The 21,736-nt window shown below is 44.1% G+C and carries 18 protein-coding genes; 9 read left to right on the forward strand and 9 right to left on the reverse strand.

Annotated elements, in window-relative coordinates:
- Positions 1-29 precede the first annotated feature (29 nt).
- Both Q0590_RS19190 and Q0590_RS19195 read right to left on the reverse strand, forming a co-directional pair.
- Entirely contained in the window at positions 30-869 is an 840-nt protein-coding gene (locus tag Q0590_RS19190) for a sigma-70 family RNA polymerase sigma factor (RefSeq protein WP_302039209.1), read from the reverse strand.
- Between the two features lie 62 nt (positions 870-931).
- Positions 932-2,659, reverse strand: a complete 1,728-nt coding sequence (locus tag Q0590_RS19195; protein WP_302039210.1) for a WCX domain-containing protein — start codon at positions 2,657-2,659, stop codon at positions 932-934.
- A gap of 118 nt (positions 2,660-2,777) precedes the next feature.
- Between Q0590_RS19195 and Q0590_RS19200 the strand changes: the two genes are divergently transcribed.
- The 3 genes from Q0590_RS19200 to Q0590_RS19210 all read left to right on the forward strand — a co-directional run bounded on the left by Q0590_RS19200 (position 2,778) and on the right by Q0590_RS19210 (position 7,188).
- On the forward strand, positions 2,778-4,208 hold the full coding sequence (locus tag Q0590_RS19200; RefSeq protein ID WP_302039211.1) for an RtcB family protein: 1,431 nt from the start codon (positions 2,778-2,780) through the stop codon (positions 4,206-4,208).
- A gap of 148 nt (positions 4,209-4,356) precedes the next feature.
- The gene (locus Q0590_RS19205) at positions 4,357-6,837 is read left to right on the forward strand and encodes a TonB-dependent receptor (protein ID WP_302039212.1); all 2,481 of its coding nucleotides are present in this window, start codon (positions 4,357-4,359) and stop codon (positions 6,835-6,837) included.
- Positions 6,838-6,996: 159 nt separating this feature from the next.
- Positions 6,997-7,188, forward strand: a complete 192-nt coding sequence (locus Q0590_RS19210) for a hypothetical protein (protein WP_302039213.1) — start codon at positions 6,997-6,999, stop codon at positions 7,186-7,188.
- Between the two features lie 222 nt (positions 7,189-7,410).
- On the opposite strand, the gene Q0590_RS19215 is transcribed toward Q0590_RS19210, so the two are convergent.
- On the reverse strand, positions 7,411-8,655 hold the full coding sequence (locus Q0590_RS19215; protein WP_302039214.1) for a glycoside hydrolase family 1 protein: 1,245 nt from the start codon (positions 8,653-8,655) through the stop codon (positions 7,411-7,413).
- A 208-nt stretch (positions 8,656-8,863) separates the two neighbouring features.
- Here Q0590_RS19215 and Q0590_RS19220 point away from each other — a divergent pair, with 208 nt between their 5' ends.
- Both Q0590_RS19220 and Q0590_RS19225 read left to right on the forward strand, forming a co-directional pair.
- A complete protein-coding gene (locus Q0590_RS19220; RefSeq protein WP_302039215.1) occupies positions 8,864-9,478 on the forward strand; it encodes a class I SAM-dependent methyltransferase in 615 nt (204 codons plus the stop codon).
- Positions 9,479-9,570: 92 nt separating this feature from the next.
- Positions 9,571-10,095: a class I SAM-dependent methyltransferase gene (locus tag Q0590_RS19225; RefSeq protein ID WP_302039216.1), complete on the forward strand. Its 525-nt coding sequence runs from the start codon at positions 9,571-9,573 to the stop codon at positions 10,093-10,095.
- A 604-nt stretch (positions 10,096-10,699) separates the two neighbouring features.
- Here Q0590_RS19225 and Q0590_RS19230 read toward each other — a convergent pair.
- Entirely contained in the window at positions 10,700-11,572 is an 873-nt protein-coding gene (locus Q0590_RS19230) for a pirin family protein (protein ID WP_302039217.1), read from the reverse strand.
- A 43-nt stretch (positions 11,573-11,615) separates the two neighbouring features.
- Positions 11,616-12,038 (reverse strand): DoxX family protein, encoded by a 423-nt coding sequence (locus tag Q0590_RS19235; RefSeq protein WP_302039218.1) that lies wholly within the window; start codon positions 12,036-12,038, stop codon positions 11,616-11,618.
- A 127-nt stretch (positions 12,039-12,165) separates the two neighbouring features.
- Here Q0590_RS19235 and Q0590_RS19240 point away from each other — a divergent pair, with 127 nt between their 5' ends.
- Positions 12,166-12,519: a winged helix-turn-helix transcriptional regulator gene (locus Q0590_RS19240; protein ID WP_302039219.1), complete on the forward strand. Its 354-nt coding sequence runs from the start codon at positions 12,166-12,168 to the stop codon at positions 12,517-12,519.
- 166 nt (positions 12,520-12,685) lie between these two features.
- The gene (locus tag Q0590_RS19245; protein ID WP_302039220.1) at positions 12,686-13,597 is read left to right on the forward strand and encodes an ARPP-1 family domain-containing protein; all 912 of its coding nucleotides are present in this window, start codon (positions 12,686-12,688) and stop codon (positions 13,595-13,597) included.
- A gap of 95 nt (positions 13,598-13,692) precedes the next feature.
- Here Q0590_RS19245 and Q0590_RS19250 read toward each other — a convergent pair whose 3' ends face one another.
- Together Q0590_RS19250 and Q0590_RS19255 are read right to left on the reverse strand one after the other, a co-directional pair.
- Positions 13,693-14,571: a LuxR C-terminal-related transcriptional regulator gene (locus tag Q0590_RS19250; RefSeq protein WP_302039221.1), complete on the reverse strand. Its 879-nt coding sequence runs from the start codon at positions 14,569-14,571 to the stop codon at positions 13,693-13,695.
- Positions 14,558-15,361 (reverse strand): RNA polymerase sigma factor, encoded by an 804-nt coding sequence (locus Q0590_RS19255; protein ID WP_302039222.1) that lies wholly within the window; start codon positions 15,359-15,361, stop codon positions 14,558-14,560. Before Q0590_RS19255 ends, Q0590_RS19250 begins: the two co-directional genes overlap by 14 nt.
- Before the next feature lie 300 nt (positions 15,362-15,661).
- On the opposite strand from Q0590_RS19255, the gene Q0590_RS19260 reads away from it, so the two are divergent.
- Positions 15,662-16,228 (forward strand): RNA polymerase sigma factor, encoded by a 567-nt coding sequence (locus tag Q0590_RS19260; protein ID WP_302039223.1) that lies wholly within the window; start codon positions 15,662-15,664, stop codon positions 16,226-16,228.
- A 34-nt stretch (positions 16,229-16,262) separates the two neighbouring features.
- Positions 16,263-16,502 (forward strand): response regulator transcription factor, encoded by a 240-nt coding sequence (locus Q0590_RS19265; RefSeq protein ID WP_302039224.1) that lies wholly within the window; start codon positions 16,263-16,265, stop codon positions 16,500-16,502.
- A 119-nt stretch (positions 16,503-16,621) separates the two neighbouring features.
- On the opposite strand, the gene Q0590_RS19270 is transcribed toward Q0590_RS19265, so the two are convergent.
- Positions 16,622-20,050 carry a DUF1080 domain-containing protein gene (locus tag Q0590_RS19270; protein WP_302039225.1) on the reverse strand — a complete coding sequence of 1,143 codons (3,429 nt, stop codon included), beginning with the start codon at positions 20,048-20,050 and terminating at the stop codon, positions 16,622-16,624.
- 56 nt (positions 20,051-20,106) lie between these two features.
- A complete protein-coding gene (locus tag Q0590_RS19275; RefSeq protein ID WP_302039226.1) occupies positions 20,107-21,378 on the reverse strand; it encodes a Gfo/Idh/MocA family oxidoreductase in 1,272 nt (423 codons plus the stop codon).
- Between the last annotated feature and the right edge of the window lie 358 nt (positions 21,379-21,736).

The following is a 21,736-nucleotide window of genomic DNA, read 5'->3' on the forward strand; positions in this document are numbered from 1 at the left end:
TTATGTAGAACCTGCAACCCATCAGCTAGTTAAGGTAGGATAATTTTATCAGGATTTCGGATGAAAAACAGGTTGCGTATTTTATCTCCATCTATCTCGACGGTTCCCACTGTATCTGGTACAGAATTCAGGTAGAATAAAATACCCCAGGCTCCATTCATCCAGATAAGTTTTCCCTCAAGAAGCGTCTCAGGGTCTAACTGCAAGATATATTTCAGGAATTTGCGTATGTTTTTGCCTCCATAAATAGGTTTGAGGGCAGCAGCCACTTTGCCTCCCCCATCCTGATACATCACAATATCTTCCCAGAAAAACTCTTCAAGCTGAGAAAGGTCTTTCTCATGCATGGCTCTAAGTAAAGCATTCAGCAGGGCTTGTTGTTTGGCTACCTCTGCAGGCTGCTGCAACCCTCCCTTGCGTACTTTTTCTTTTGCCCGGTGGAAAAGCTGCCGGCAGTTATCAGAAGTTATTTGCAAGGTATCGGCAATCTGTTGGTGGGAATAGGCAAATACCTCTTTTAGCACAAATACAGCCCGCTCGTACGGATTCAATTTTTCGAGTAAGAAAAGCAGGGCGTACTCCAGGGTGTATTCCTCTGGCAGGCCTTGCTCAGCGAATAACGGCTGGGGCAGCCAAATGCCTTTGTACACCTCCCGCTGCTTTTTTACTTGTTCAAGCCTGGCCAGTGCTTTGTTAATAAGAATACGGCTCAGATAAGCTTTTACTTCTTTTACCTGCGAACGGTCTGCCTGTAGCCATGTTTCAAACGTATCCTGCACCAAGTCTTCAGCGGCTGGCACCTCCCCTAGCATATGATAGGCAATGGTAAACAGATAGGATTTATATTGATAGATATCAACAGGCGGCATAGATAGCAAACAATGGTTACAGAAAAGTACAACCTATCCCTATAAAAGTCAAAGATACCTAATTAGAAAAGTACTTTTTCTGCCCACTCCAGGCCATTGGGTAAGTCAGCTGTAGTGAATTCCAGATGGATTACCCGCCGGTGTTTCTGGTTTATGGTTTTGGAAGAGGCATGCAAAAGCAAAGGCTTCATCAGGTGTATACCTCCGCATCCTACCTCACAGGTAAATGGTAAACTATTCTGAGTGATCAGGGCTATTTCTTCATCCGACAGCCTTTTGTTGTGTGAACCCGGAATTACTTTCAAGGCACCATTTTTTTCATCCGTATCGTCTAAATGAATACGGATAGTCACCGTATTTTTCAGTACGTCTTCTGGCGGGCAAACGCCTATCAGGTCTTCTTTTTTGGTCCATCCGAAAAAACCTACTGTTTCTATTTTTTCCTTCACGGTAATAGTTGTATCCTGATGCCACGTAACGTACCAGTTGGATAGAGGCGGTTTATCGAAATAAATGGCTTTGGAAAGAAAAAGCCCCGGACTAATGGCCGAAAGAATGGTTTTCAGGTTCTGGTTGAACAGTACATGTTGCAAACCTTTGATCTCCTGCAGAAAATTTCTCACGGCATGTACAGGCTTGCCTTCCCCCGTGGGAGGGTAGGCTTTGGCAATAAGTGTTTTCACATGGCTCATTTCCTTTTTGGTAAACACATGTGGCAGAATAGTAAAGCCAGTATGGGTAAGCTTCCGGATCTGGTTTTCCAGCTTGGCTTGATGGATTTCATAACTGTACTGATCCAGAGCATGTGCCAGGGTGTCTTTGATGCAGCGTTTCAGTCTTTCCGGTGCCAGCACTTTTACCGAATCGCCAAAGCTTAGAACCTCCTTTTCCAGCTCATAATTATGCTGCACATACAAAGAAATAACCACGCCGTTGCTGTGCTTTTCTACTAGTTTTTGGGACGGGTGCATAGGTTTAGTGAGCACATATGGAGCTATTTTCTGTTCAAAAAACAGCACTACTTCCATAGGTTCCTGATTCAGGTTTACCGTTACCCCAATCACATGTTTAAAATATCCTTTCAAGTCAATGTCTACACACGGAGTAAAAGGCTCGTCTGTTTCCTCTATGCCCATAATGCGGTCTAGAGCCAGGTTCAGCAGCGGATCTCCTTTGCCTTTACAGCCCAACACAAACCATCGGTTGCGGTGCTCTTTCAGGTAGTACGGATGAAAGACAAATGTACTTGCCTCCCTGGCTTTAAACGACTGGTAACTAAGCAAAATAGCCTTTTTCTTTTGTACAGCTGTGTAAAGGGTAGGGATATGCTCCAACCCTTTCAGATGATCGTTTTTCTCAAAATCAATAAAGGTTTCCGATTTGGTTTTAGACGTATATATTTTGTCTTCCAGCCGCTGTACAATCTCCCCCAGGTCTTGAAATTGGCTAAATCCTTTGAACTGCTTCAGAATATCTACCACCTCAGATAGCTTCGTCAGATCACCATCTGTGAGGGGAATGTTCGTGATGGAGTAACTGGGATCTTCATAGGTATAATATTTTTTATCGATCACCTGAATAGGCGCATTATAGCCTAGCTTATCGCTGCGCATCATCTGCAAATCCATTTGCACGGTACGCCGGCTAACCCCCTTATCAATGCCTTCATACTCATACAAGGCTTCGGAGCACTTTTCAATCAGATCTTCCAGCGTCCACTTGCGGTAGCGGTTTCGCAGGCAATTGTCAAGCGTGCGGTAGCGGATAAGGGCATTGCGGTTTACTGGCATAACAGGATGTTTTTAGAAAAATAAAAAAAACTTTTCTCTACGCAAAAACACTGCGCAGCAAGCCCATTGCTTTGAAGTAAGATTTAACAAAATAGCTATTCTCAGAAAATAAACTTTTATGGAACAGATACAATTCACTCAAGCGGCCACAGTAACCGGAAAAGATTTACGTCAACTGGGTTATCCGGAAGGTAAAGTTATTGGCATGGCCTTGCAACTGATGGAAAAAATAGTTACCACTCAAACCCGGGAAGAAACCCTGCAACTCTTAAGTCTTTTACTTGCCCAACCGGCTGCCTATCTAGCACATGCCGAACTGAAAGACCTTGCCGAAGCCTTAATTCAAAAACCTTCAGATACACTTTCATTAGTCGCGCAAAAAGAGTATCAGATTTATGGAGCCGAAGCTATTGAAGCCGGGGCAGTCAAGCAAATGCAGGTAGCCATGAAACTACCCATCACCCTGGGGGGAGCCTTAATGCCCGATGCCCATCCTGGCTATGGCTTACCTATTGGCGGTGTACTAGCCACCAGAAATGCCGTCATTCCTTATGGAGTTGGGGTAGATATTGGTTGCCGTATGTGTATGACCTTATATGACCTGCCGGTTTCCCTGCTGGACGAGAAAAAAGAGGATTTTAAAAAATTGCTGCTTAATAACACCCAGTTTGGTACCGCTACCTTCAAAAAACCCCTGGACAACGCCATTTTTGAACGAAAAGAATTCTTGGAAATTGCTATCGTAAAAGGATTGAAAGACAAAGCCTATAAACAGATCGGTTCTTCTGGTGGAGGAAACCATTTTGTAGAGTTTGGCATAGTAGAGCTTCTTTCTGCAGCGAATGAATTTGCCCTTCCGGCCGGACAATACCTGGCTGTACTTTCGCATTCTGGTTCCAGAGGTATGGGGGCTGCCATTGCAGCACATTATACCAAAGTAGCTATGGAAGCTTGCAAATTACCTCAGGAAGCCAAACACCTGGCCTGGTTAGATCTGGATTCAGAAGCTGGTGCTGAATACTGGCAGGCCATGAACCTGGCCGGAGACTATGCCTCTGCCTGCCATCATCAGATTCATCAGCGGCTGGCGGTTGGCTTGAGAGCTACCCCGCTAACCATGATAGAAAATCACCATAACTTTGCCTGGAAAGAAAAAGATGCCACTGGGAATGAAATTATTGTGCACCGGAAAGGGGCTACACCTGCCGGAAAAGGGGTACTAGGTATTATCCCAGGCTCCATGGCCTCTCCTGGATTTATTGTGCGGGGAAAAGGAGAACCTCAGGCATTAAACTCTGCTTCTCATGGAGCCGGAAGAGTATTATCCCGAACAAAAGCCAAAGAAACCTTGAATAAGAAAACGGTTGCTGCACATTTACTGCAGGCTGGCGTAGAACTGCTAGGTTCCGGCCTGGACGAAGCACCAATGGTCTATAAAGATATTCACCAAGTAATGGCCTATCAACAAGACCTGGTAGACGTGCTAGGTACGTTTATGCCACGTATCGTACGAATGTGTGGGGATGAGAGATTCCAGGAGGTAGATTAGCACACTAAAATAAAGCCACCTAGGTGGCTTTATTTTTACCAACTCTATTCAATAATTCCATTCCGGACAAACCCATTGCTCCATTATTTTGTTCTACTTTATACAGAGTCCATGTACCTCATGGCAGACACTTAGAGATAGATAACCAATGGAGAACAAACATAAAAAAATATATCAGATAACAGGACTAAGTTTACTAGTACTGGTATTGTCTTCCTTTATCATGATTAGCGGCAACAACGAGCCGCTTGTTAAAAGGATTGAACAGTATTTGCAAAAGCTACGCACCGACTATAGTGCCGAGAAACTATACCTGCACCTGGACAAGCCCTATTATTCGGCTGGCGAAACCATCTGGCTGAAAGCCTATTTACAGGATGCTTCCCAGACAAAACCGGTGGCTGGCAGCCAGGTTATTTATGTAGACTTGATCAATGCAAGCGGTAAACCAGCTCAAAGAGTAGTATTAAAAGCGGAAGGAGGCAAAGCAGCCAGCAGCATCACCTTGCCCGACTCTTTGGCAAGCGGAAAATACCGCCTGACAGCTTACACCAATTGGATGCGTAACTTTGGAGAAGAGAATTTTTTCCATCAGGAAATCCAGATCTGGAACCCGGCAGACCAAGTGAAGGAAGAAACCACCAAAGCCACAGCCCAGCAAACAGTAGATCTACAATTTTTTCCGGAAGGCGGCGACCTGGTTACTGGTTTAGCTTCTAAGGTAGCATTCAAAGCTATTAATCCGCAGGGGCAGGGTGTAGCCCTTCAGGGTACATTGTACGACCAGGATGGAAGCAAAGTACAGGCAGTAAAAAGCGCCCATCTGGGCATGGGAGCTTTTGAATTGACACCGGAACAGGGGAAACGGTATTTTCTCAAAGTACCTTTCAGCAATGGAACCGTCATAGACTATCCACTGCCAGCAACCAAAGCTCAAGGTTATATCTTAGCGGTAGACGAAGTTTCAGACAAAAACCAGATACGCATACACGTACAAACAAACGTACCAAATGCCAAGTCCTTGCTACTGACTGGCATCTCCCAAAATCAATTACTTTATACGGAGTCCATTAACTGGCAAGGCAATCAATTGGCGGTGAACATACCAAAAGATAAGTTTCCGACCGGCATTGTCCGCTTTACCATAAGTGAACCTTCGGGCGAACCACTGGCTGAACGCTTAGCTTTTGTCAATCACCAGGACCAGCTACAACTGGCTATCAATACTAATCAACAAACCTATGGCACCCGTGAAAAAGTGACGATGGTGATTACAGCGAAAAATACTAAAGGCCAGCCAGTAGCAACTGATTTCTCCCTAGCGGTTACAGATGACGAACTGGTTAGCCCGGCGGTTAATACCCCAGGTATTGTTTCGCACCTACTGCTCACTTCCGATCTGAAAGGCTATGTAGAAGAGCCCAATTATTATTTCACTGACGTTTCAGCGGAGAAACAACAAGCATTACGTTACCTGATGATGACCCAGGGCTGGCGGCGGTTCGGATGGCAACAGATGCTGGACGGCCAATTGCCACAATTATCTTTCGCTAAAGAAACCGACCTGACTATCCGCGGCAAGTTGCTCACCAAGAAAGGTAAGCCTGTAGCCAATGGGGAAGTAATTCTCTACCTAAAAGATCAACACCAGACTTTTATTGTGGAAGAGACCAACGAACAAGGGGAGTTTGCTTTTGAAGGGTTCAATTTTTCAGATACCGTAAGTTTAGTGATACAAGGTACAGATGCCCGCGGCCGCAGAGATCAAGTGGAGGTAGTGATGGATGAAAAGAACTATATTCCGGCACAGCCACAAATACCTGTTCCTGGGGCGGATATGCTTCTGGCAAGCACCAGCAAAGAGTATATAACAGCCAGTTCTCAGCAGATTAACTCAATAGACGAATCTCAATCCCTAACATTGGGCGATATTGTGTTGAAAGATATTGTGGTAGAAAGCAAAGCGCGTATCGAAGAACCTTTCCGTCTGCATAACCAGGCCGATGTGGTGCTGCGTGGCAACCAGCTGCCTGTGCCGCCCTCCGGTAATATTCTGGAAGTGTTGCAGGGAAGAGTAGCTGGTTTACAAATTCAGCGGAGAGGGTTTAACGATTTCCGGGCTACTATCCGCGGCCAAGGACAACCCTTGTATCTGATAGATGGAGTGCCGGTGGATGCTTCAGCGATGGGTGCCATCAGCGCCTTTGATGTAGACAGAATTGAGGTGATAAAGAATGCAGCAGGTTCGGCTATTTATGGCGGAAGGGCCAGTGGCGGTGTAATTGCCGTGTATACCAAGCGGGGCGGCGATACCTATGAAGAGATAGATGAAACCGGCAAGAAATTTATTATTATTCACCGGGCCGGAGGCTTTGCCAAAACACGTCAGTTTTACTCACCCAGGTATGATGGCACAGCCGATACCAAACTGCCAGACCTGCGGACTACCCTTTACTGGAATCCAATTGTAAAAACAGATGCTAATGGAAAAGCGTTGATTAGCTTTTATACCGCCGACCGCACTACCAAATACAGAGCTATTCTGGAAGGTGTGTCTCCGGAAGGTACTCCTGGCCGTAGCGAATTTGTGTTTGGTGTAACAGACACCGGGCAGGCATCCGGTAAGTAACCTACCAGCGTATACAGAGAAAGGAGTTTTGAACAACTTCTTTTCTCTGTATAGTTGATGCTTTTTGCAAACAAAGCAAACAAATTCTTAAATCTACTATCTTTGTTCCGTAACAGCCAACAATGGATCAGAGATGGCATATGTAAACTTAACAATGGAATGAAACAGTATCAGTATATAAATATTATTATCGTAGCTGCCCTGGTAATTTACCTGGCCTACCAGTTGTACCTGGATTTGAAGTTTGGAGATACAAACAATCTGGCCTTACGGATAGGATTACTGGTATTTGGTTTGGCCATTCTGGTATACAGAATTCTTCAGGTCAGAAAATTCAATAACAGGCAATAATTTGTGTGCATTCAGGCAAGTTTCATCATTTAAAAAATTTAACCTATGAAAATTCATCCATCACAGCCGCCGAAAGATACAGGTTTCGCACCCATTGCTTTGTCTATGGCGGTTATTACAGGTATATTTCTAGCTTTTCAGAAAATATATTTTAGAAAGTAATAGATTTTTTTAACCTGCCAGGCTAGCTATATCCAGGAACAACAGGCAGATTGTTAAACATCAATGCCAGTTTTTATCCGGCTGCTTTTTAAGCCGCCTGGCTGCATCAATTACATCCTGCAATTCTACCGGATCACTAAAGGGATTTTCATCCAGCGTGGTAACACGGTTGAGTTCTTTTTGCCAGCGACGCAGCTCTGCAATATAAGGCTCGCAAGGAATCCGCTTTAACTCATCGCCTTCTACAGAAATATCGCAAAGGCCATTATGTAGCCATTCTCCGGTGTGCCAGTCGGGCATATCTACCGCAGGAAAAAGACAAATGCCGTGCAAATCAATCCCAGCTTCTACGGCCGCCAATGATTCTTCCATCACATCCCGTAGCCAGTGCTCACGGCCTTCATTCATACCACTGGTCTCTCCAATAATCAGCGGGCGCTTGTACCGCTCCCAGACCAGGTGCAGCAAATCACATAATGGTTTTATGCGGTCATCATCTGCAGGCAGCGCCTGGTGTGGACCATGTTCCCGGTATTCCATTTGCCCGAAAGAATAATTATTAGCCCCCACTATATCTAGTATCTCTGGAGAGCCGCCCAATTCGGGGTGTTCTTTTCCATATAAAACATCCCATGCTAAGAAAGTATCTACATAAGTTTCGTGCCAGGCGGCCTGCTGCTGGTCGGGCCGGTCTCTGGGGGCTACCACCTGAACCAGGGGGTCAATATGTACCATGCGTGCTTCTGGTATCAGTTCCCGTATAGCTTTTACTCCGGCAATGGCTGCTTTGCATAGCGCTAGGCGAAAACGGAAACGGTCTTCCTTTGTGTGAGTATAAGGGGCTACCCAACCCCATTCCCCACCGCAAAACGAAAAGAACGTAATTTCATTGATAGGTGTAAAAAAGTAAGGTCCATCCATCCGGGCAGCTACATAGCGGGCGGCTGCCTTACAATAAGCCGCATAACGGCTTGTAAAGGTATCTGTGAAAGGGTCCAGATCATCCGGATACCCATAATGGCAAAGATCCCAGATCGGTAGTATTTTGTGCTGCTTCATTGCCTCAATCATGGGATCTATCGGAGAGAAATCATATACCCCTTTATTGTCTACCAATGGCCATGGAATACCTTCTCTGGAAACAGCAATTCCCCACTCACGCAGCAGTTGATAATCTTTCCAGGCGAAGCGGTCATGTTGCGTTTCGGCAATAAGATTACGACGGTTTTTATCTTTCCACAAAAACGTAGAACATTCAAAACCAGAAATAAAGAAGGTAGGAAAAATGCCAGCTCGTTGTACCATAGACTGATTTAAACTTGATATTTCTAAGATATGTTGTGACCAGGGAAGTTTCAGGCAGCCCTGGGTTTACGTTCAGAATAAATCTACACTCAAGCTGATCAAGTTTTATAGCCCCAGCAGGATGGAAATAAATTTTCGCCAATCCTGAAAAACTCTTTAAAAAGCTGGTGTGTTGTGTACTAAATCTAAAAACTGTTTCACACTTGCCATGGGTATCTATTCCAAGTATCTCTTTCCGAGATTAATGAATGCAGGCATGTCTGGCGAGCTGACTGGCTTTTACCGGAAAGAGATTTTAACACATGCCAGAGGGAAGATACTGGAAATCGGATTTGGTACGGGCCTTAACTTGCCTTACTACCCGGCATCTGTGAAAAAGATACACACCATAGACGTAAATGCAGGTATGAACCTACTGGCGTTCAAGCATATGGAAAAATCTGCTATACAGGTAGAGTACCACATTGGCGATGCTAAGCAATTACCCTTTGGCGATGCCTTTTTCGATACCGTTGTAAGTACCTGGACACTTTGCAGCATCAAAAACATCAGCAAAGCATTAGAAGAAATTTACCGTGTGTTGAAGCCGGAAGGTAAATTCCTGTTTGTAGAGCATGGATTGAGTAATGAAGCTCATATTCAAAAATGGCAACACGTTGTTACGCCTATTCAAAAAGTAATGGCAGACGGATGCCATGTGAACCGGAATATAGAAACATTGATTCAAGGAGCCGGATTCAGGTTTGAAACACTTACCAAACAATATGCCAAGGGAGTTCCCAAAGTAGCTGGCTATCTTTACTACGGCATAGGCAGAAAGTAAATGACTAAGCCACCAAGCTATGCAACTTGCAGCAGAGGTTTGCCTGGTTTATTTTACTAACTCCTTATCAGTTAATCTGTTTACCTACCTATATGGACCTATCAGAAGCTATTAACCTTATCCGGTATGACGGTTTATTTCAGGAAAACAAGGCTGCCTGGGCAGATCTGGGGAGTGGCAGCGGCCTGTTTACTTACGCCTTAGCTTCCTTATTACCCACTGGCAGTGTGATTTATGCAGTAGATCAGCAGGCAGTTGTGCTTAGCCAGTTACCCAATCCAAAAAACACAGTTATCCGGCAGCAGCAGGCAAACTTCATTACGGATGAATTACAACTACCCCGCCTGGATGGTATCTTAATGGCAAACTCCCTGCATTTTGTGAAAGATAAAATAGCCTTGATTAAAAAACTAGGTGCCTATCTCAAAGAAAACTCCAGTTTTCTGATTGTAGAATACGATACAGAGGTGGCAAACAGATGGGTTCCTTTTCCGGTAAGCTACCATAAATTAAAGCTACTTTTTGAAGAAGCAGGCTATACTCAGGTGATCAAGCTTCAGGAAAAACCTTCGCTCTATGGAAGGGCAAATTTATATGCAGTGTATGTTAGCAAATAATACTATCTGGCAATGAGCCTTACCCGGAATGTAGTAGATTCAGTAGTCTCTCAAACCATACTGCCTACAACTCTTAGTGAATTTGCCCAATTGTGTTTGTAAGATTAGCCTTGTTTTTAGCATTGGCCTTATACAAAACAGCCCTTATGTTTGCAACATGGAACAATTACTTCTGGCTGCCTCTATGATTTTAAGTTTTTCACTTCTCGTGGCTATCGTACATGACCTGGATCAAAGGGGTATTTTGTAGAAAGAAAAAGCTCTGAGGGTTTATAACTCATATCGATATTTATTGTAGACTCATCATTCATAGGGTGCATGGCTAGCACCAACTGATATAATTCACATCTCCAGTTTCTGATTTGCATGAACAGGGGTAGGTTAAACGCTGAGGTTATTTTGCTTGAATTTATACTCAATCAGCGTACAGCTGCAATGTCGGATAACATACCTTTACTGGCAACTTAGGTTGTTCAGTAAACCGTTTTTCGAATTCAAAAACGGCAGAGGCACTATTTTACAAAGACTAAAGAGCCTCTGAAACAGATCAGAGGCTCTTTTATTTATGGAAGATTCAATAGGTGCAGGGCTCTATGCTGAAGGGTTACCAGTTAAGGTGCTGGCTTTCTGCTACTGCCGAAATGTGCCCCATTTTACCTTGCCTGAACTCCTGGTACAGCCGCCTGATATCTTCTTGCGTATCCCCGATAAATGGGCCATGAGAAACAATAGGATCGCCTTGCGGTTGCCCAGCATAGAGAATGACACGCGCTCCCTTGTCTGTAGCCTTTAGCTTCAATTCACTTTGACCTGGATCAGAAAGCCTATCCAACCAGCCAACCTGATCTTGCACTAAGTGCTTTTCATCCTCTCCTACCTGCACACCTCCATCGATCACATATAAAAAGGTAGTATAAGAGGCAGGAATATTCTGCCGGGTAGTAATACCGGCTTGCAAGTGAATATCCGCTATAATTAGCGGAACATAATTTTCTATGGGAGAGGTAATACCGGCAAATGAGCCACTGTATACCTTTATTTCTACGCCACTCTCTGATACGGTTGGCACATGCGCCAAGGGCAGGTTCTGTACCCGCGGCTTTGCCCACCTGTCTTTTTTAGGAAGATTCAACCATAGTTGCAACAGCCGCAACCTGGCTTTTTTATCTATGGTTTCCGTATGGATGATGCCGCTTCCAGCTGTCATCAGTTGCAAGTCGCCCCCGGTCATCTGGTGAGCCGAATCTCCTATTTGTCCTTCTAGTAATAAGGAGACCGTTTCAAAACCTGCATGCGGGTGAGGTCCGCCAACAGGTTCTTCATCTTGCTTATCGAGCCAATCGTCCATCAGCATGATAAAAGGGTCGCTTTCTGAAAAGTCTACCTGGATAACAGGCCTGGCCATATGGCCTGCTCCCAAAAATCCCTGCTGTGCGGGTGGTGTCTGTATAGTAACTAATTTTCTGCTTGTTGACATACTTTTTCCCCTTCTAATAAACGTAATTTTTCGTTGCGGATTATCAATTGCTCACGTGACTAATAGCTTTTGAGCTGGCAGGAGCTTTTATAAATCTGCCCCAGGCAACAAAAGCGGCAAGTAATCCTAGTGCAACAGTTATTCCTGCGCCGGCGTACTCCCCTTTTGAAATATGATAAAGAAAAGCGAGAACCATAATCGTAAAGAGGCCCAAAGCAGCGTAAGAAGTAAGTACAGGCTTAATGTTAAGAATACCCGGAAGTAGTAAGCCCGCTGCTCCCAGCAGTTCTGCGATTCCTATAAACCGGACAAGCGCTTCCGGAATCTCATTCGAAGCAGCTAATTCTTGTATAGGCGTAGTAATTTTTGGAAGGCCTGCCATAATAAACATAGCTGCCAGAATAAGTTGTGCAATCCACAAACTAATATTCAATGCTTTGGATGTGTTTTTTGCTGTTGTTTCCATAGTAATAATTGATCTACTGTTTTAATACCTATACAAAATTAGCTATATTTGCTTACTGAAATATAGTACTATACCATAGTATAGCGCTATACTCTAGTATAGTGAACAGCAAAACCTCCCATCTATTATGGAACCAACAGACGTACAACACTCAGAATGTTTATCCATCTTGCGGCCGGTTAGAGATGCCCTCGATGTATTGAATGGAAAATGGAAACTACCTATTATTGTGGCGCTTACTTTCGGAGAGAAGCGTTTTGGAGAAATAGCCAAAGAAGTTCATGGCATTACCGATAGAATGCTATCCAAAGAATTGCGTGATCTGGAGGTAAACGGCCTGGTAAAGCGGACGATACACGATACCTATCCGGTAAAGGTCACCTATGAGTTAACACCTCATAGCAAATCGCTTGGGGAAGTTATAGAATCGTTGAGGAAGTGGGGCACCTTACACAGAAAAAATATCATGCAGCATTCCTGACTTACACCTATCTATATAAGAAGCTATACCTGTTGCTTATGCCAGGCCGCCGGCTATTCTCTATAAAGTATCTGGGCTGGCTGCTCCTGTTTCATCTTATTTCCGGGGTGATTTAAATTAATGTACACAGCTCTGTAACCTTTGATAAAATCTGCAATCAAAGGGCATGAAGAATATATTGCAGGCACAACTAGCTGAATATGTTTCAGCCTGTGCATTTACACCTTTTGAGTATCCTGTAGATGGGGCAAAACTACAGATATATACCTTACATGCCGCAGCAGAGTTTTCTAAACCGGTGATAGAGCTGTCGCAAGCCCTGTCTAAGGAGTTAGCCCAGATTACTGAAATAGATACAGCCGGTTCCGTACAGGAACTTACCGTGATAAACCAGAGTGAGTGTTATTTGCTTATTTATGAAGGCAGCCTTTTAAAAGGTTCTAAACAGAACAGAGTAGTAAATGCTACCTTGTTATTGCCTCCGTTCTCTAAGAATGTGATACCGGCAAGTTGCGTAGAACAGGGACGGTGGAGGTATTCCTCACCTACTTTTGCTAAGTCAGAGCACGATGCACCACTTTTTATGCGCAAATGCATACGGGAGGATATTTACAGCAGCCGTAACCTACGTGGCAATCAGGCAAGCCTCTGGAAAGCCGTCTCTAATTACTCGGATAGCAAAAAAGTATACAGCCAGTCCAGTGATTTTGATGACATTTATTCGCGCAGTCAGAAACCAGAGTTGATTTTTCCGATGGGCCTTAACCTGCCTCCAACCCAGGGTATCCTGGTGCAAAACATGGGAGATTGTTCAATGGATTTTATGGCTAATGAAAAAGCATTTGCCGGCGTACTGCCCAGGTTAGTTTCCGGATACGAATTTTCCAGAAAGAAAGAAGAAGTTACTCCTGTAGATGAACCTGGAAAACTGGTAGCAAAATGGATTTTGGAAGGAACTGTTTTTGAGCAGCCATCTGTAGCTATCGGTACCGATATACGGATTGAATCGCCGGCTACCCATATAAGTGCTTTGATTGTGGAAGGAGAAGTTGTTTCTATCAGTATGACACCCAAATAATTGTTTCCAAAGAGTTAAGGATGTCAAACAAACTAACATAGCCCAGTGACGGAATCACTGGGCTATGTTGTAATTATATAATCTACACGAATAATTTACGGAGAATCAATCAGCCCGTTTTGTAGGGCAAACCTTACCAAACCTAACTGAGTTTTTACGCCTAATTTCTGAAGTATATTTTTCCGGTGTGTATTAACCGTATGAGAAGATAAGTTCAATCGTTCGGCTATTACACTGCTCGAATATTCATTACAGGTAAGCTTTATAATTTCTATTTCCCGCTTCGACAACAAAGCCAGTTTATTGCTTTCAACAGGCGGCTGCTTCAGCATAGCACTTTTCAGTATAGGAGCAGCCAATGGGTCAGCCTTGTACAACTTCCGGCGAACGGCGCTATCCAGCATTTTCTTTAATTCTACCGGTTCTGCATCTTTGCGCACATAATTACCTGCACCCGCTTCCAGCATCTGCTCTAGCAATTCATCTTCTGCCTGGGTTGTAATTAGCATCTGTATCTGCGGATAATTACTTTTCACCCAGGCTACCAGCTGATAGCTGTCCATCTCCGGCTGCCGGGTGTTCGTAATCAGGAGAATATCTGGCAGCGGGTGAGCAGAAAGATTTTTTATACATGCTGGACCACTGATAGCTTCCCAAAGCACCTGGTATCCGGAGAAAGCCGCTATCGTCTCTGCCATTTGTTTGCTGAATGATACATGATTATCTACAATAGCGACATGGACAATGGTTGAATACGTATCTTTACCGGAACGGAAAGCTATACCAGACATGAGTAGCTGGGTTTGCTCATATAAAGATTGCATATCAAACAAATCACGAAAGAGCTTAAACTCCGTAAGTTTTTTTGCAAACGCCGCTGTGTTCTGTAATTGATTAAAACGTACTAGTTCTGCCTCACTTAACTCTTTCCTATAGTATTTTCTAATCAGTTCTTGGTAATCATCCCTTTTCATGATGGTCTCCAGATCTGTTAAGCTTTATTCCTTCCTTACCATATATATCTGCGAACTCCCGCAACAATGCCTCATCGGCTAACACACGTTTGAACTTTTCGCTGCAACGGTGCACTTTGTTGCGCAAGGCTTCCACAGAACCATAGCTTTTCCCTACTTCTGTCTCCATAATCTCTTCATAGGACATCAGTTTGAAGAAGTAATATCGCATAATTTTGCTGCAATTGTCTTGCGTTTTGGGAAATATTTTTTGAAGCAAGGCATAAATTCTTTTCTGTTTTTCCAGCTCCTGCTCTATGGTAATCTCCCCTGTATCTGTCTGGTTGGTTAATATCTTATCGGAGGTAGATCCCCGGAAAGGTTTAGTCCTGGTTTTGTCTATCCAGCGGTTCTTTACAGCATGGCACAGGTATACTTTCAAAGAAGCTTCCCGTAATTGAATGTTCACTTTTTGCGCCCGCACAAAAAAATCGATCAGCACGGTTTGTACAATATCTTCTGCTTCTTGTGTTTCCGCACAGCCCTGCTCCTGCACATAGTTCAGCAGATCTTTAAAATACAAGGGATATATGTATTGTATGGCCCTTTCCGCCTCTTGGCTACCTTCATAAAGCATATGCAACAGGCACGTATCCAGACATTTTTTTATCTGGCACTCGCCTCCACACCTATACGCTTGCACACACTTACTGGAAGCCTGAGCAAGCGTTCTGTCCCATTGGTATCTGGAAAGAACAGGCGTTTGAATAACTGTCCGGGCAATAGGTAAACAGGTTAACGTTTCTGTCATAGTTTACGGGTTAAGTAAAAGAATAAGCAGCCTTATGCACCTCCAAAAGCGCTACACTCAGCTAGTATAAAAAACCAAAAAATTTTCGCAAAAAGTGATGATACCTGGGGGTAGCTATCCGACTATTACCAGCAACCTAAACACCTGATAATAAACTATAGCCATAAGTAAAGCTGATTAAACAGAAAATTATACAGAAGGTTTCAGAAACCAAAATCTGTACTGCCTGAAAGATGGCAAACGCGTCAGTCTTTCTGCTAAAAGGACTTAAAATTAGTATTCACGTAAACTTTTACACACATGCTTTTTGATAACACCCCTAAACTCCGTACTAAGAAAGTTCCACCGGAACCGTCAATAGAAGCATTACGCACAGGATGTGCGGATGCTTATCAAGCTTTATCCAGGCAATGCTTTCCTATGGTATGGAAATATATACGCAATAATCATGGCTCCAGGGAAGATGCCATAGACCTGTTGCAGGAAGCTATGGTTGTACTCTACCGCAACTTACAAAAAGAAAATTTTGTGTTGACCTGTAAAGCAAGCAGCTATATATATGCTGTATGCCGGCAAAACTGGCTTTATTTTTTGCGCAAACAAAAACTGTCTTCTATAGATATCACTTCTTTAGTAGATACGGTACCAGAAGAAACAAAACCTGTTGAATCTTTAACGGATGAACAATTAAATGCCTTATTAGATAAGCTCGATCAAGTCAGCAGACAGCTTCTGGTTCTTTTCTATTATCAGAACAAGAGCCTGGAAGAGATTGCCGCACAACTAAATCTGACCAGTGCCAACACGGTGAAGGTTAGAAAGTTCCGGTGTTTAAACCGGCTAAAGCAATTTGCCAAATGTATGTAGAAAGTAACATCATGAAGGATAATAGACCATTCTGATGGAACCCAGCAAACAGAAAAAATTGAACGAACAAAACAGGAAACATCCTATGTTAAGTAAACGCGAAAAAGAAGTAATAAAACTCGTGGCTGAAGGTCACAGAAGTAAAAACATCGCCAATCGGCTGAATATTAGTGTTCATACCGTTCATACACACCGGAAGAATATCACAGGTAAAATAAACGCTAAGTCATTGGGAGAATTAATCCGGTTTGCTGTAGCGAATGGTTTATTATAAGCTATAGCCTATTTTGCATCTAATAAAAACGAAAAGAGCCATAGGATAACGATCCTATGGCTCTGCTTATTCATGCGTAGGGACTTTACAGGTAATCTAAAAATTTCAGCAGCTATGTATCATTTCTTGCTCATATCTTTGATGCGGATATTCCGGAACCACAATATATTGCCATGTCCCAGGAACCCAATGTGGCCGGTAGTGCGGTGGATACCGGGATGATCTTTACCATCGGCGGTACCTTTTTTACGTGCTTCCGTCAGGTCGCCATCCAGAATAGTCGTTCCATTAAGTATCACTTTAATCTTGGTGCCTTTAACAATTACTTCCTGCTCGTTCCATTCACCTACTGGCTTCAGAAATCCTCTTTTTGCTGGTAGTACTCCATACACGGAACCATGGTATTGGTAGGGTTGCAAGGTTTTATAAATATCGGCTTCATTATCCAGAATCTGCAACTCCATGCCGGTATATGCTGCATCTCCTTCTAGTGGCGCCCGGATGCCTAGTCCGTTATTAGCACCTGGGGTAAGCTTAAACTCAAACCGGAAAGCAAAATCACTGTACTGGTCCTTTGTGTACAGATTGCCCTTGCCGCCTCTGTCCGGGTAAATGGCTATGGTTCCGTCCTCTATTACATAATCTGTGGTATTGCCCATCCAGCTATGCATGTTAGTGCCATCAAACAAAACTTTAAAACCTTCTTTTTTCTCCGCCGGCGTAAGTTCATAGGGTTTGGGGCGGGGAATTTCCCGCACATAAATATCCCGGTAAGCAACCCTGGAGCCGTGCGCCTGTAATTCAATCTGCTCTTCTGCAAATATAGGCAGGTTACGGTCCCAGTAGTTTTCCAGTACCACATTATCGGTTACCAGTTCTCCATTCAGGTATACGGTTACCCGGTCGCCTTTCATCAGAATGCGGAATGTGTTCCACTCATCTAGCGGATTATCTGCTACTTTCAGGGGTTTGCTCTCATTTTTCTCATTATTATATAAGCCTCCGGAACCTACCTGCGCCCCATCTTTCACCCGGGAAGTATCCCATATCTGCACTTGTGGCGTTCCCCGCAGGTAAATGCCTGCATCCCCATCCTTATGCCCGTCATCATAGATTTTCCAGTCGACGAACATTTCAATATCGCCGTATTTTTTCACGGTAGCCAGGTTATTTCCTTTGCCAGTAAATAATAGTTCGCCATTTTCTACTTTCCATCCATTACGCATCTCCTCATCGGCTTTTGCTTGTTCTTTGGCCATAGTTTTGGCATCCATTTTACTACGCTTGATTGGGTCTGCTACTAATCCTTTCCAGCCACTTAGGTCCTTGCCATTGAACAGAGAGACAAAACCCTCTCCTTCGGGCATTTCGGAGATAAACTTGCGGATAGATTCTTTCTGGTATTCACTGTCCTGGCCCTTCAACACATCTATGGTTTTAGTTAATAGCTCTTTTACAATGGTTCCATAATAGGCTTTATTATCCGACAAGGCTATGTTCATCACAGCCTGGGCAGCTTCCTGCTGAGCATCGGCATCAGTCAGGTATTTTCCGGCAAACGGTAAGGCAGGAAATGTTTTGTTCCGCTCTACTTCGCGCACAATCAGCTTTTTCTGTTCGGCAGTTTTGGCCACCTCCATGGCATTGCGCAACATCAGCAGCTTCTGGTCAGCAGCATAAGGTGCTATTTTTATAGCGTTTACGTACCCCTTCAAGGCTTGATCCAGGTAGGCGCTTTCTTTAGGCTGCTTGCTGATGCGGTATAGTTCACTGGCCGCCATCGCATCGGTCCACTTGGATAAGGCCACAACGGCCGCAGTTTTGGTAGAGGCATCTCCAGTAGCAAAGGCTTTTGCCACCGCATCCAGGGATTTTTTACCACCTATACTGGCCAGTACCGGAAAATACATGGGCTTTTTATCTACAGATACTTTTTCCATCTGTTGCAGAATCAAGGTAGCCTGCTGTGCCTGGTCGCCTGAATCTTTGGTGGCGGCTATTACGGCCTGTTGTATGGCTTGTACTTCCTTTACTTGAGACGTTTCATCGAGCAGCGTGAATAGCTGAGGTAAATTCTCCTGGTTTACCATGGTTTGCAAGGCTTTCAGGGCAGCCATACGGACGGTTGTGTCGCTATTTTTTACAAAGGAAAATACATCCTTTACCCGTTCATGCGCCCCACGGGCACCTAGTACAGAAATAAGAGAAGCCTGTGCAGCAGCCGGCAATTTGGGTAAGGCATCGGCCACGCGGGAAACCACTGTAGTACCCTTCATTGTAAGCAAAGCCTGTTGTACGGCAGTTATTTCTTCAGTTGTGCCTTTTTTTAGTAATTCCAGCAACTGAGGCAAAACCTGATCTTGTCCTAAGCTGCCGGCAGCACCGATAGCGGCAATCTTTACTTCTTTATTTTTATCTTTCAAGGCTTTCAGCACGGTTGGCAAGGCAGTTTCCGCTTTGTTTTTTCCAAGCATAGTAATGATCTCTGCCTGAGCCTGCGGTTGGGCTTTCTTAAGTTTTGTCAGCCACATAGTAGTAGTGGATGGGGTAACGTAAGGAGCAGCAAATTTCAGCGCAGCCGCCTGGTATTCGGGATTTTTGTCGGTAGCAGCTTGCAGCAGCAGAGGCATACTTTTCTCACCTTGTATATTAGTTAACAGCTTTAAAGCGGCTGTACGGGTATGTATCTGATTTTCTCCGGTTGCAGTATTGAGCAGTGTCTGGGCTATTTTTTCGGCTTGTGTGGCTTTTCCAGTTTCAGTTAAGCGCTGAATATAATAGAGATAAGAAGCAGTAGCATTGGTTATATCGTAAACATAGGTAGCTTCCTGGGCAGCTTTGGCTAACACGGCCTCTGATGAGGGATCAGCTATATTGGCAAGTGCATATAAAGCCAACTTTTTCAGCTTTTTATCTTCATTGTTTGCCAAAGGGGTAATAGCAGTCGCGGCTTCCGGAACACGGCTGTCTCCTAAGGCTTCCACCAAGGATAATCGGCAGGCACCTTGAGCATTTTGCAGGGCAGCAAGCAAAACTTTATTTGCCTGGGCGGAATTTACTTTAATTAAAGCTCTGGCCGCTGGGTCACATAAACGTTCGTCTTGCAGATAGGCTTGCAGGTAAGATACGGTTTCATCTTTTGCTATATTTTGCAACTGTTTAATGATAAATGCCTTATTCTCCTTATCGCTTGTTTTTTCTAAAGCCTGGCAATAGGCTTTAGCCGCCATTTGCCGCCAGTCTTCTTTGTCTTTCTGCATCACGTACCGCGAAAAACCACCAATGGCATATTCTAGTCCGGTATTGTCTCCATTGCCTGGAGCTGCCAGCATAGCTACCATATCGGTAATACCACTTTCGCCGAGTCCGGCAATTTCATTCATCGCAGCATCTAAGGTTTTGGCATCGTTGGCAGGTAATTTTGCCAGTACATCCGCAATCCTGGTGGGAACCGTTCGCTGATCGTTTCTGGCCTGGGCTTGTTGTTGTGCAATTGCGGAGCTATTTAGCAAAATAGCTGCAAGAAGCATCACTACTAGTCTCTTCATAGTATAAAATAAAGGTATAGGCTGAATTAAAAGGGTCTAAAAAATAGGTTGAAAAATTAAATTGTCCAGTCGGCCCGCATGGGTTGGTCAATCAGGCGGTTGGCTCCCTCATCATCGATAAATACTTGTTTTACCGGATCAAATTTCAGGGAACGCCCCAAACGCAAGGCAGCCAGGCCCATATTCACCAGTGTGCAGGAACGGTAACCATTGGCTTCGTTGAGGGCAAACTTCTGGCGTTTTGTTACAGCCTCCACAAAATTCGTTACCTGCGGCTCCGGGTCCGGGAAAGCGGCTAACTTCTTCTCCAGATCTGGAATATCAGAGCGGAAACCAGCATATAACTTTCCTTTGGGTCCTTCGATATAGGCCACATTTTCGTCTCTAGCTTCGCCATCCAGTACGATTTTACAGCCATCCTCATAAGTGTATTCAATTCTGCGCCAGGTGCCTACGGCATCGGGGTGTTGCTGGGGGGCATCTATCTCTACAGAAACCGGACTGGTTTCGTCTTTTCCTAAGAAATATTGAATAGGATCTAAGTAGTGTTGTCCCATGTCTCCCAGTCCACCGCCATCGTAATCCCAGTAGCCGCGGAAGGTGCCATGCACCCGGTGTGCATTATAGGGTTTGTAGGGTGCCGGGCCTAACCATTTGTTATAATCGAGTTCTTTAGGTACTGGCATTTCTTCCAGGTTCGTTTTGCCTACCCAGTAAAATTTCCAGTCGAAGCCGGTATGTTTGCTTACGGTTACTTTAAGGGGCCATCCTAGTAATCCGCTTTCTACCAGTTTTTTAATGGGCTTTACGGGAGTACGCATGCCATAAAAAATATCTTCGAACCGGAACCAGGTATTGAGGCGGAAAATGCGGCCATGCTGCTGTACAGCTTCTACCACCCGTTTGCCTTCCCCAATGGTACGGGTCATGGGTTTTTCGCACCAGATGTCTTTACCGGCTTTGGCAGCATCGGCGGCCATAATGCCATGCCAGTGAGGCGGCGTAGCAATGTGCACAATATCCACTTCGGGCAGCTGAATAAGCTCTCGGTAATCAGTGAATGTCTTCACCCCTTTTCCTACCATTTCTACGGCTTTCTTCAGATGATTCTGGTCTACATCACACACCGCTACTACCCTGGTACCAGCATATTCAAAATGGCCACGGCCCATAGAACCTACGCCAATTACGGCTTTGGTAAGCTGGTCGCTGGGAGCCAGATATCCTTTGCCACCCAATACAAACCTGGGTACAATGGTGAATCCGGCAAGGGCAGCGGCAGATTTTTTGAGAAAATCTCTTCTTGACTGAGTATTCGTTGATTTCATGAATTATAGTAAGTGATTGATAAATTTCGTTTCTTAGGGATTGTTTAACATAGTAATTCAGAAAATGCATAGGCAGAACGAAAAATTAGCACTGTCCTACTGAGCTATACTTGTGCAGTAATGCATTATTCAGGCTCACTTATCATTTCTTTAACCATTTATTTTCTCTACTGAAAAAGATATCTTACGTAGATAGTAGGAACAAAAGGTAAAAAGCCATTTTACGTATGCTGAACAATATTCCTATTTTTAACTAAATAATGGATAATGGCTTGAATAAACAAGCATTTATTTAATTAATTACTAAGTACATGTCAAAAGTTGAATGTATTTAAGTACAATCTGATCATCGTGCTTG

It is taken from the genome of Rhodocytophaga aerolata, from assembly GCF_030503435.1.
GTDB lineage: Bacteria > Bacteroidota > Bacteroidia > Cytophagales > 172606-1 > Rhodocytophaga > Rhodocytophaga aerolata.

Excerpts from the sequence above, each read along its gene's own strand:
- Q0590_RS19190 (WP_302039209.1), bottom strand. The coding sequence starts at position 869 with ATGCCGCCTGTTGATATCTATCAATATAAATCCTATCTGTTTACCATT.
- Q0590_RS19195 (WP_302039210.1), bottom strand. The coding sequence starts at position 2,659 with ATGCCAGTAAACCGCAATGCCCTTATCCGCTACCGCACGCTTGACAAT.
- Q0590_RS19200 (WP_302039211.1), top strand. The coding sequence starts at position 2,778 with ATGGAACAGATACAATTCACTCAAGCGGCCACAGTAACCGGAAAAGAT.
- Q0590_RS19205 (WP_302039212.1), top strand. The coding sequence starts at position 4,357 with ATGGAGAACAAACATAAAAAAATATATCAGATAACAGGACTAAGTTTA.
- Q0590_RS19210 (WP_302039213.1), top strand. The coding sequence starts at position 6,997 with ATGAAACAGTATCAGTATATAAATATTATTATCGTAGCTGCCCTGGTA.
- Q0590_RS19215 (WP_302039214.1), bottom strand. The coding sequence starts at position 8,655 with ATGGTACAACGAGCTGGCATTTTTCCTACCTTCTTTATTTCTGGTTTT.
- Q0590_RS19220 (WP_302039215.1), top strand. The coding sequence starts at position 8,864 with ATGGGTATCTATTCCAAGTATCTCTTTCCGAGATTAATGAATGCAGGC.
- Q0590_RS19225 (WP_302039216.1), top strand. The coding sequence starts at position 9,571 with ATGGACCTATCAGAAGCTATTAACCTTATCCGGTATGACGGTTTATTT.
- Q0590_RS19230 (WP_302039217.1), bottom strand. The coding sequence starts at position 11,572 with ATGTCAACAAGCAGAAAATTAGTTACTATACAGACACCACCCGCACAG.
- Q0590_RS19235 (WP_302039218.1), bottom strand. The coding sequence starts at position 12,038 with ATGGAAACAACAGCAAAAAACACATCCAAAGCATTGAATATTAGTTTG.
- Q0590_RS19240 (WP_302039219.1), top strand. The coding sequence starts at position 12,166 with ATGGAACCAACAGACGTACAACACTCAGAATGTTTATCCATCTTGCGG.
- Q0590_RS19245 (WP_302039220.1), top strand. The coding sequence starts at position 12,686 with ATGAAGAATATATTGCAGGCACAACTAGCTGAATATGTTTCAGCCTGT.
- Q0590_RS19250 (WP_302039221.1), bottom strand. The coding sequence starts at position 14,571 with ATGAAAAGGGATGATTACCAAGAACTGATTAGAAAATACTATAGGAAA.
- Q0590_RS19255 (WP_302039222.1), bottom strand. The coding sequence starts at position 15,361 with ATGACAGAAACGTTAACCTGTTTACCTATTGCCCGGACAGTTATTCAA.
- Q0590_RS19260 (WP_302039223.1), top strand. The coding sequence starts at position 15,662 with ATGCTTTTTGATAACACCCCTAAACTCCGTACTAAGAAAGTTCCACCG.
- Q0590_RS19265 (WP_302039224.1), top strand. The coding sequence starts at position 16,263 with ATGGAACCCAGCAAACAGAAAAAATTGAACGAACAAAACAGGAAACAT.
- Q0590_RS19270 (WP_302039225.1), bottom strand. The coding sequence starts at position 20,050 with ATGAAGAGACTAGTAGTGATGCTTCTTGCAGCTATTTTGCTAAATAGC.
- Q0590_RS19275 (WP_302039226.1), bottom strand. The coding sequence starts at position 21,378 with ATGAAATCAACGAATACTCAGTCAAGAAGAGATTTTCTCAAAAAATCT.